The organism is Aromatoleum anaerobium, assembly GCF_012910705.2.
Classification (GTDB): Bacteria; Pseudomonadota; Gammaproteobacteria; order Burkholderiales; family Rhodocyclaceae; genus Aromatoleum; species Aromatoleum anaerobium.
In genome coordinates this window covers 1-9307 of the sequence record NZ_WTVG02000029.1, presented here as the reverse complement: position 1 = coordinate 9307, position 9307 = coordinate 1, and the positions used below count along the sequence as shown (strand labels likewise).

The 9307-nt window shown below is 61.9% G+C and carries 10 protein-coding genes and 1 pseudogene; 1 reads left to right on the top strand and 10 read right to left on the bottom strand.

Annotated elements, in window-relative coordinates:
* Positions 1–76 precede the first annotated feature (76 nt).
* Entirely contained in the window at positions 77–1276 is a 1200-nt protein-coding gene (tyrS, locus tag GO606_RS00930) for a tyrosine--tRNA ligase (RefSeq protein WP_169120626.1), read from the bottom strand.
* Positions 1277–1432: 156 nt separating this feature from the next.
* Between tyrS and GO606_RS00925 the strand changes: the two genes are divergently transcribed.
* Positions 1433–2674 carry a peptidoglycan DD-metalloendopeptidase family protein gene (locus tag GO606_RS00925; protein ID WP_425532175.1) on the top strand — a complete coding sequence of 414 codons (1242 nt, stop codon included), beginning with the start codon at positions 1433–1435 and terminating at the stop codon, positions 2672–2674.
* A gap of 96 nt (positions 2675–2770) precedes the next feature.
* Here GO606_RS00925 and erpA read toward each other — a convergent pair whose 3' ends face one another.
* The 9 genes and pseudogenes from erpA to GO606_RS00880 form a co-directional block, all read right to left on the bottom strand.
* Positions 2771–3121 (bottom strand): iron-sulfur cluster insertion protein ErpA, encoded by a 351-nt coding sequence (gene erpA, locus GO606_RS00920; RefSeq protein ID WP_168954805.1) that lies wholly within the window; start codon positions 3119–3121, stop codon positions 2771–2773.
* Between the two features lie 89 nt (positions 3122–3210).
* Positions 3211–4239 (bottom strand): N-acetyl-gamma-glutamyl-phosphate reductase, encoded by a 1029-nt coding sequence (argC, locus tag GO606_RS00915; RefSeq protein ID WP_169120630.1) that lies wholly within the window; start codon positions 4237–4239, stop codon positions 3211–3213.
* 128 nt (positions 4240–4367) lie between these two features.
* Positions 4368–4760, bottom strand: a complete 393-nt coding sequence (gene rpsI, locus GO606_RS00910; RefSeq protein ID WP_011236353.1) for a 30S ribosomal protein S9 — start codon at positions 4758–4760, stop codon at positions 4368–4370.
* Positions 4761–4773: 13 nt separating this feature from the next.
* Entirely contained in the window at positions 4774–5202 is a 429-nt protein-coding gene (gene rplM / locus GO606_RS00905) for a 50S ribosomal protein L13 (RefSeq protein WP_011236354.1), read from the bottom strand.
* Positions 5203–5333: 131 nt separating this feature from the next.
* Positions 5334–5732, bottom strand: coding sequence for a hypothetical protein (locus GO606_RS00900; protein ID WP_169120632.1), 399 nt, complete (start codon positions 5730–5732; stop codon positions 5334–5336).
* Between the two features lie 109 nt (positions 5733–5841).
* Complete coding sequence (gene tnpC, locus GO606_RS00895) at positions 5842–7458, bottom strand: IS66 family transposase (protein ID WP_246979221.1); 1617 nt, start codon at positions 7456–7458, stop codon at positions 5842–5844.
* Between the two features lie 44 nt (positions 7459–7502).
* A complete protein-coding gene (tnpB, locus tag GO606_RS00890; protein WP_169120859.1) occupies positions 7503–7847 on the bottom strand; it encodes an IS66 family insertion sequence element accessory protein TnpB in 345 nt (114 codons plus the stop codon).
* Positions 7847–8152: an IS66 family insertion sequence element accessory protein TnpA gene (gene tnpA / locus GO606_RS00885; RefSeq protein ID WP_169120857.1), complete on the bottom strand. Its 306-nt coding sequence runs from the start codon at positions 8150–8152 to the stop codon at positions 7847–7849. The genes tnpB and tnpA overlap by 1 nt, the downstream gene beginning before the upstream one ends.
* A 96-nt stretch (positions 8153–8248) precedes the next feature.
* Positions 8249–9273, bottom strand: a pseudogene (locus tag GO606_RS00880) (transposase); the annotation flags it as partial.
* Positions 9274–9307 lie beyond the last annotated feature (34 nt).

The window sequence follows — 9307 nt, the reverse complement described above, 5'->3', positions numbered from 1 at the left end:
TGGTAAAACAGCGATGTCAATGACTCGTCCAATATTCTTCGGAGACAAGAGGCTTCTTGATCAGGAAAAGCTCCTATCAATTTAGCACTACAGACGCAAACTTCCGTTTTCCAACTTGCAGGACAACAGTTTGATCGCGCTGAAGCACAAGGCCCTTGTCCTCAACTCGCTCGCCGTTCAGTCGAACCGCACCCTGCTCAATCATACGCAGTGCCTCCGAGGTACTTCCAGTCAGTCCTGCCTGTTTGACGACCTGGAAGACCGGCAAACCCCCGTCCCCGACCACGACATTCACTTCAGGCATGTCGTCCGGCAATGCACCCCGCTGGAATCGGGCTTCGAAATCAGCGAGGGCCTCCTCTGCAGCAGCATGGTTGTGGAACCGGGCCACGAGCTCCTGCGCCAGCAGCACCTTCAGTTCGCGCGGATTACGCCCACCTTCCACCTCGACGCGATAGTGCGCGATCTCACCGGCCGGACGAAATGACAGCAAGTCGAAATAACGCCACATCAAACTATCGGAGATCGACATGATCTTCCCGAAAATTTCGCGAGGCGCTTCCGTGATACCTATGTAGTTGCCAAGCGACTTTGACATCTTGTTAACGCCGTCGAGCCCCTCCAGCAGCGGCATCATGAGGACGCACTGTGGCGCCTGTCGCTCATGCTTCTGAAGCTCTCTGCCGACCAGTAGATTGAATTTCTGGTCAGTCCCTCCGAGCTCGACATCCGCCCGCATCGCCACCGAGTCATAGCCTTGGCACAGAGGGTACAGAAACTCGTGAATCGCGATCGGCTGCCCTCCCGCGTAGCGCTTTGCAAAATCGTCCCGCTCCAGCATGCGCGCCACCGTTTGCCGTGATGCCAGACGGATCATCCCCGCCACCCCGAGGGACTCCATCCACGAGGAGTTAAAGCAGATCTCCGTCTTGTCCGGATCGAGAATCTTGAACACTTGCTCCTGATAGGTGCGTGCATTTTCCAGGATCTGCTCACGCGACAAGGGTGGCCGAGTGGCGTTCTTCCCGGACGGATCACCGATCATTGCGGTAAAGTCCCCGACCAGAAACATCACCTGATGGCCCAGTTCCTGGAAGTGCCGCAACTTGTTGAGCAGGACGGTGTGTCCCAAGTGCAGATCGGGTGCTGTCGGGTCGAAGCCCGCCTTCACGCGCAGAGGGCGATTCGATTTGAGTTTTTCGACAAGTTCCGCTTCGATCAGTAACTCTTCAGCTCCCCGCTTTATCAGCTCAAGGGCCGCCTGTACGTCAGTCATGCATTTCTCCATTCGTTAGGGCAGCCGGAAAAACTTTGCTAAACTCGCGCAAGTTTTTGCCCAGTGTTTCCCATGCAGGCACGAAAAAACACAATTCTAGCCGAACTGTTCCACCATCTCCCTTCGGGTCGCCGACGCTTGATGCTTGGGACTCTCATGGGCACCTCGCTTCTGAGCGTCGTCGCGGCCACTGCAGTGGTTCCCGGGGATGCCTTGCCGCCGTTTCCGGTGCAACCGGTCATCGAGCAGCTTGGATCCGTTACCGTCCGGCCTAGTGCCAGTGCACCCATCCCGTTCGTTTTCGACGAGCGGGTGCAGCCGGGCGATACGATTCAGGCGCTCTTTCGCCGTATCAAGATTGATGACCAGGAGGCGCTCGATTTCCTGGCTGGCGATCCTGAAAGCCAAAGCGCACTTCGTCAGTTGCGTGCAGGACGCTCCGTACTGGCGCTCGTTGACGGCCGTGGAAAACTCGTTTCCCTGACTTTGCCAGTTGCGAGAGGCGATTCACGCTTCACGATCGAGCGCACTCCGGAGGGGATCCGTTCGCGCAGCCAAGCCCACCCCGAGGTGGATACCCACATTGAGATGCGCACCGGAACAATCCGCCATACGCTTTTCGGTGCCACGGATTCGGCAGGTGTTCCCGACAGCGTCGCAACAAAGCTTGCGGAGATTTTTGGCACCGAGGTCGATTTCAGCTCGGATCTGCGTGCCGGAGATCAATTCAGCGTCGTCTACGAGACGATCTACGACAAGGGAGCTCCTGCGGGTAGTGGACGAGTGCTGGCAGCCGAATTCGTCAACCAAGGGAAAAAATACGCTGTGGTGCTGCATCGCGACGCGGATGGAAGCGAGGCGTACTACACACCCGAGGGTCGCGGGCTGAATGAGGCCTACCTCAGGTACCCTCTCGAGTTCTCCAGAATCTCGTCCACCTTCGGGCGGCGCCTGCACCCCATTCACCGGAGTTGGCGCAGCCACAACGGCGTGGACTTTGCAGCGCCGACCGGCACGCCTGTGAAAGCGGCCTCCGACGGGATTGTAAACTATGCGGGCAGGCAGAACGGTTACGGCAACATTGTTATCTTGCAGCACCGGGACCGTTATTCCACCGCCTATGCTCACCTCCACGGCTTTGCCGGCGGTCTTCGAAAAGGCGCAAAAATCAGGCAGGGCGATCTGATCGGCTATGTAGGGTCGACGGGCTGGGCGACCGGTCCGCACCTGCATTACGAGATCCGCGTGAATAATGTTGCGCACGATCCGATGAAGATCGCGCTACCTACGGTCCAGCCACTAGAACCCACCGCGCTCGCCGCATTCAAGAGTCAAACCGCACCACTGCTACAACGATTGGCGCTCCTGAATCGAACAGTGGTAGCTCAAGCCGATTGAGCTTTCCCGCGCAGGAAGGCTGAAAGGAAAACGGGGTGCACCAGCACCCCGTTCTTACTTTGCCTTGGCGGAGACAAACCCAAACGTACCTTCTGCTCACGCAGAAAACGAAGAACCGCAGCCGCAAGTACTTGTTGCGTTCGGATTGCGAATCACGAACTGGGACCCTTCCAGTCCCTCGCTGTAATCGATTTCGGCCCCTACCAAGTACTGGTAGCTCATCGGATCGACCAGCAACGTCACGCCATTTTTTTCGAAGGCAGTATCGTCCTCGTTCACTTCCTCATCGAACGTGAAACCGTACTGGAAACCGGAACATCCCCCGCCGCTCACGAAAACGCGCAGCTTCAGTTCCGGGTTGCCCTCCTCCTCAATCAGTTCCTTGACCTTCGTGGCCGCACTATCCGTGAAGACCATCAGCTCTGGGGTGTCAACTACGGTGTTCATATTTTCTCCTCTATCAGAACACTGGCACATGATGCGCCACGGGAAGCATTTTCGTCAAAGTCCGATCGCCGGTCCATCCGATAGTTCCCTTACGGGGACACCGGAACAATATCGAGCCCGAGCGACTCATCCAGCTCAAACATGATGTTCATGCACTGAACAGCTTGCCCGGCTGCACCCTTGACGAGATTATCGATGACCGACAGGACCACGACGACATCACTCCCTTGCGGCCGATGAACGGCCACACGGCAAAGGTTGCTTGCCCTCACCGAACGGGTTTCCGGATGGCTGCCTGCGGGCAGAACATCGACAAAGAGCTCGTCCTGATACCGTTCTTCAAACAGCTTCTGCACATTCACATCCGTCGAAAGCCTTGCGTAAAGCGTCGCATGGATGCCCCGAATCATCGGCGTCAAATGTGGAACAAAGGTCAGGCCAACGCCCTGCCCGGCCATCGCCTCGAGTCCTTGGCGAATCTCGGGAAGATGGCGGTGTCCCGCCACTGCGTAAGCTTTGAAATTGTCGGCGGCCTCGGCAAACAACGTATGAACTTCCGCCTTGCGTCCTGCACCCGAGACACCGGATTTCACATCCGCGATCAAATGCGACAGGTCCACCACACCGGACTCGACCAACGGCAGAAAGCCCAGTTGGACCGCGGTCGGGTAGCAACCCGGATTAGCCAGTACGCGGGCCGAACGAATGCGCTCGCGGTTCCGCTCGGGCAAACCATAGACTGCTTCGGCCACCAGCTCCGGCGAAGCATGCTTCATCCCGTACCATTTTTCCCATTCCGCGACGTCACGGATGCGGAAATCCGCCGCCAGATCGATCAGCCGCACGCCGGCATCGACGAGCTCCCTCGCCTGCTGCATTGCGATCCCGTTGGGCGTGGCGAAGAAGACTACATCGCAGCGGTCGAGCGCCGCGTCCTGCGGAGTCACGAAGCGCAGATCGACTCGACCGCGCAGACTCGGAAACATGTCGCAAACGGGCATACCGGCGTCGCCGCGCGAGGTTATCGCAACCAGGTTCGCCTCGGGGTGGCGGGCAAGCAGCCTCAGCAGTTCGACTCCGGTATACCCTGTTCCACCGACCACACCTATCTTGATCATGCCTTCTCCTTGCCGTGACTTGTCTTCGTGAGAAATGAATTATCGCACTCGCACTAATTGAATTCTTGAGTTCGAAACGAGAAAAGCCGCCTCGAAGGGCGGCTTTTCTGTTCGCGGATACGAAAGTATCAGCGCTTCGAGAATTGCTTGCGGCGACGCGCCTTGCGGAAACCGACCTTCTTCCGTTCGACTTCGCGAGCATCACGAGTCACGAAACCGGCCTTGCGCAGCACGGGCTTGAGCTCCGCATCATATTCAATCAGCGCACGGGTGATGCCGTGACGAACGGCGCCGGCCTGACCCGACTCGCCGCCCCCGGTCACATTGACCATGATGTCGAAGCGGCTGTCGTTTTCAGTCAGCACGAGCGGCTGACGCACGATCATGCGGCCGGTTTCGCGCGAAAAGAACTCGTCGACCGGCTTGCCGTTGACGACGATGTTGCCGGAACCCGGCTTGATGAACACACGGGCAACCGCAGTCTTGCGGCGGCCGGTGCCGTAGTTGTAACTCACAGCCATTGATCGGCTCCTGTCAGATCTCGAGAACTTGGGGCTGCTGAGCGGAATGCGGATGTTCACCACCCGCGTAGCACTTCAGCTTCTTCAGCATGGCGTAACCCAGCGGCCCCTTCGGCAGCATGCCCTTCACCGCCTTTTCCAGCACGCGCTCGGGAAAGCGTTGCTGCAGCTTGGTGAAGTTGGTTTCGTAGATTCCGCCCGGATAACCAGTATGACGGTAATACTTCTTGTCCAGCGCCTTGTTGCCGGTCACCCGCAGCTTTTCGACATTGACGACGACGATGAAGTCACCCGTATCGACGTGCGGCGTGTAGATGGCCTTGTGCTTGCCACGGAGGCGACGGGCCACTTCGGCGGCAAGCCGGCCAAGCACCTTGTCCGACGCGTCGACAACAAACCAGTCGCGCTTGACTTCGTGCGGCTTGGCAGAAAACGTTTTCATTCGAATCCTCGATCTTGTCCGGCCTAGGGCGAAGGCCAATAAACGGAAAGCTCGTGATGGTACCCGCAAGCCTGCCGGGAAGTCAAATTCAGCTACCGCAGCGCTTGCCACAAGAGAGGAGGCAAAAAAAACTAGGAAGGCAAAGTCAGCTTGCCCGCCGCTTGCTCGAGGTTCGTCAAATAGTCGATGGGGTGCCTGCGGAAGCGGCAACGCTGGCGTCGCGCCCGGCGTTGCCGCTCCAGTTCGGCGCGCCGTGCGCGCCAAGCCTCGTGGGGCACGGCCGCCAGCATCTGGGCGGTCACCGGTACGATGCGCGCGTACAGCGCCGCCGGCACACGCACGGCGCCATCGGTCACCAGCGACGGCGAAGCCACCTTGCGACCGCTGGCGCGCCGCTCGTGATAGCGCACGCGGCCAAAGATCTGCTCCAGGGCGTTGTTGGTGCGCGGCAGCTCACTGATCCGGTAACACTGGAACAGGCCCTCGCCGTAGCTGCGCGTCACCCTGAGCAAATGCTGCGCGGCCGACATCAAGGGCTCGGACCCCTCGGCCCGTTCCACTTCCCGCAGCCACACTTCATAACGCCGCCACACCGTCTGGGCGGTTGCGCCGTAACCGGTAACTGCGCAGCGTTCTTGCCTACGGCCGAGGGCTATGCAAGGGCGATCGCAGCGGATTGCCGGCGAAGAGTTGCTTCCACAGTCGCGGCGTGAGTTCGTGGACGCGGCTGGCCGGATGCTGGCTGACGCGCTGCAGCACATCGACCAGATAGTCATAGGGGTCGATGTCGTGGAGTCGGCAGGTGACGATCAGGCTCTGCATGATGCCGACCTGCCGGGCGCCGAGTTCGGTCCAGCAGAACAACCAGTTGCGGCGCCCCATCGGAATGGCCCGCAGCGCACGTTCCAGAGGGTTCGTGTCGATCGGGACGTCCGGGTCGGTGAGGTAGACCTCGAGTCCGAATCGCCGCTCGCGCGCGTAGGCGAGCGCCTTTGTCATGGGATTGCTCGGCAACAGGCCCTGTGCCTCGAATTGCTGGCTCACCCAGGCGAAGAACCGTTCGACGATCGGCTTGGCATGCATCAATCGATAGTCGAGCTTTTTCGCGGCACTGAGCTTCTTTTCGCGGATGTGCGCTTCGACCGCGTAGAGGCCACCGATGAACTCCAGTGCCTGCGCCGCGACTTGCGGCGCGGCGTCCTTCGCCTCGAACAGGTGGCGCCGCGTGTGCGCCCAGCATTGCGCGTGGGTTAGTCCGGTCTTCTTCGTGTAGTGCTCATAGGCGGTGTACCCGTCGCTGAGCAGCACGCCGCGCTCGACCGGCGTCAGGCCGAGCGCCTGCTCGACATGTTCGATCCGGCGACTCTCGAAGAACGGGAAGCAGACTTCGTCCAGCTCGCCATAGACCGGCCAGAAGTAGGCGGCCTTGAGCTTGCCCGGCCCGGCGCGCCCGGCCTTGATCGGCGTCTCGTCCATCGCCTTGACGCGTGAGGCGCGAATCGAGCCGAACTGGGCCTCAAAGATCGGTTCGATCAGGGCAATCGCGTGTTGGCCGAGCTGCGTCAGCCACGGCCGGCTGACGGTGATGCCGGTGTCGCCCAGGCGCTGGTGCTGGCGGTAGAACGGCAGGTGGTAGGCAAACTTGTCGATCAGCATGCCGGCGATGAAGCTCACGTCAGCGCGACTGCCCTCGATGACACCGCGGGGCGCGGCCGGGCAGGAAATGACCTGGGTGTCGCGGCGCTTGATCACCGGGCGCACGTATTTGAGGATCACGTAGCTGCCCGGGCGCTGCGCGAGGCGGAAACTCGTCTTCTCGCCGATCACTTCGTACTGGTCGGCGGTGAGCCCCTCGGCGTCCGGGTTGGGCACCGCAATCGTCTCGACCGGCACCCGCGCCTCGTCGAAGAACGGCGCCGATTCGTCGCCCGCGGCATAATCGGTGGTGCGGGCCCGGCGGGTGTGGGCGGCAATGTCCTGGGCGGGAGGCGGCGGCGGCGAGGAGTCGGGCACCGGCAGCTCGCCCAGGTTCATCTGATGCGGGTGGGCGTCCACGAGGCGCTTCTCGCTCTTCTGGCCGAAGAGCTGCCGCCGGAACCAGTCGAGCTGGTGTTTCATCGCCTCGACTTCGAGCTTCATCGCATCGAACCGGCACCCCAACGCCAGGCGTTCGCGCGCCAGATCGACGACCTGCTCGGCCGTCCAGCGGGCGGCTTCTTCTCGGGTCGGCAGGTGCGTCAGGGGCGTCGCGGGCATGCCGTCATTCTAGCAAGAAAGCCAGTATCCATGCGGGTTTGCGCTCATTTCGCCGGCAGCGCGAAGCGCTTTCTGACGCGCGCCGGCTCGATGCCTTCGAGCAGCAGCTTCAGCCCCGTCCAGTCCATCTCGCGGGTGGCCACCCGCGACCAATCCGACACGAAACGACCCGACTCGAGCCGCTTGGCCCAGATGCAAAAGCCGCTGCGATCCCAGTACAGGACCTTCATCTGCGTCGCCCGCCGGTTGATGAACACGAACAGATGCCCCGACAGCGGATCCTGGCCCACGCCGTGGCGGGCGAGCGCATACAACCCGTCGAAGGACTTGCGCATATCGACCGGGCGACCGTACAGATGCACCCGCACCGCGCCTTCGGGAAAGAACATCAGCCGCGCACCAGGTGCAGCACCACGCCGCCCCCCAGATCGAGTTTGAGCTCGAGGCGCGAGGCGCTGCCCGAACCGAGCACCCCCAGATCGACGAACGCCGCTTGCCGCGCCGGCGTTCGAGCGTCTGCTGCACCGCTCACCGGCGCGACGAGTGCCCGCCAGCGCTGAAAGCTCGAGACGCTGATCGACTCGCGCGCGCAGAATGTCGTGACGCTCAGCCCACTCGAACCGTGCCGGGCGAACACCTCCCGCCACTCCTCTCGGCTGCGCCGGCGCCACTTGCGCTTGATTGCTCCTGCCATGAACACCGCCTCCGTTGTTAAACCTGGAGGCGATTGTCCACGCCGATCATGTGGCCGGGAACAACGCCGGGCAGTTACCGCTTACTTTGCGCCGTCGGCGTTGTCCAGGATGACGGCCGCCTGACGCACCCACTGCGCGCCCTGCATCACCGCCGGCCACAGCGGCGCAGTCCGCTCCAGCGCGCGCCCCAGAATGCCCTGCAGGCGGTTCAATGCGGCCGGCGCCCCCCTTTTTTGCTCAGCCGCACCAGGCTCGCCTGAATCTGTTGCAGCCGCTCGTGCAGCCGCAGCCCGCCAAACGTCAGCGGGGGCCGGGCGTCGTCGGTCAGGGCGCTGCGCACGGCCGCGCAATAGCCCAACACCACCTCGCTGGCCGCATCGGTTTGCAGCTCGGCCGAACGCTCGAGGCCGCGCACATCGCGCACGCGTTTCTTCAATTCCTTCTTCGCATGGCGGTCGGCTTCCCACAGCGGCCGCGCCGCTTCGCGCAAATAGTGGAACTGGCACAACTGGTGTGGCACGCCGGGCAAGACGGCGGCCACCGCCTCGCGCAGGCTGTGCTGGCCATCCGAGACGATCGCCGCCACCGGCACCGGCAGCGCCGCAACCACCTCGCCCAGGAGCGCGGCCAGCTCGGCGCGCGCCGACGACAGCAGGCTGCAGGCGCACAGCAGGTGACCCGAGAGCACGTCACGCACCACCCACAGGACCTCATGCCCGACATCGGGCTGCAGGCCGTCGATCGCCAGGATCATACGGCCTTGCGCGAGCAGTTGCGCCGTGCGCTGCGGCAGCGTCTCGAGCGCCAGGCTCAGCAACGTATCGTACTGGGTCAGCAAATTCTGCACGCTGCGCAGCCCCACCCCCACCCCTTCCTGGCGCAGTTGCGCATGGATCTCTGGACAGGAACGATGCTCACGGTAACGCAATTGCCCCACCCGCACGACCACATCCAAACCGAACTCTTGTCCAGGCAAGGCCCATTGCCCTTCGGCTTCGGGATGATAAGGATGATGGAAACGACTGCAGCGCATCTGCACGCAGCGGCGGATGTGCAGATGCAGGCGCACCAGGCCGCGGCGCGTCATGAGCTGGCGCGTCTTCGTGTAGGCCACCGGCATCGGCTGCCCACAGGCCGCACAGGTGGTCAGGCTG

Coding starts and splice junctions, on each gene's coding strand:
- tyrS (WP_169120626.1), bottom strand. CDS start 1,276: ATGACTGACGTACAGGCGGCCCTTGAGCTGATAAAGCGGGGAGCTGAA.
- GO606_RS00925 (WP_425532175.1), top strand. CDS start 1,433: ATGGGCACCTCGCTTCTGAGCGTCGTCGCGGCCACTGCAGTGGTTCCC.
- erpA (WP_168954805.1), bottom strand. CDS start 3,121: ATGAACACCGTAGTTGACACCCCAGAGCTGATGGTCTTCACGGATAGT.
- argC (WP_169120630.1), bottom strand. CDS start 4,239: ATGATCAAGATAGGTGTGGTCGGTGGAACAGGGTATACCGGAGTCGAA.
- rpsI (WP_011236353.1), bottom strand. CDS start 4,760: ATGGCTGTGAGTTACAACTACGGCACCGGCCGCCGCAAGACTGCGGTT.
- rplM (WP_011236354.1), bottom strand. CDS start 5,202: ATGAAAACGTTTTCTGCCAAGCCGCACGAAGTCAAGCGCGACTGGTTT.
- GO606_RS00900 (WP_169120632.1), bottom strand. CDS start 5,732: ATGTCGGCCGCGCAGCATTTGCTCAGGGTGACGCGCAGCTACGGCGAG.
- tnpC (WP_246979221.1), bottom strand. CDS start 7,458: ATGCCCGCGACGCCCCTGACGCACCTGCCGACCCGAGAAGAAGCCGCC.
- tnpB (WP_169120859.1), bottom strand. CDS start 7,847: ATGTTCTTTCCCGAAGGCGCGGTGCGGGTGCATCTGTACGGTCGCCCG.
- tnpA (WP_169120857.1), bottom strand. CDS start 8,152: ATGGCAGGAGCAATCAAGCGCAAGTGGCGCCGGCGCAGCCGAGAGGAG.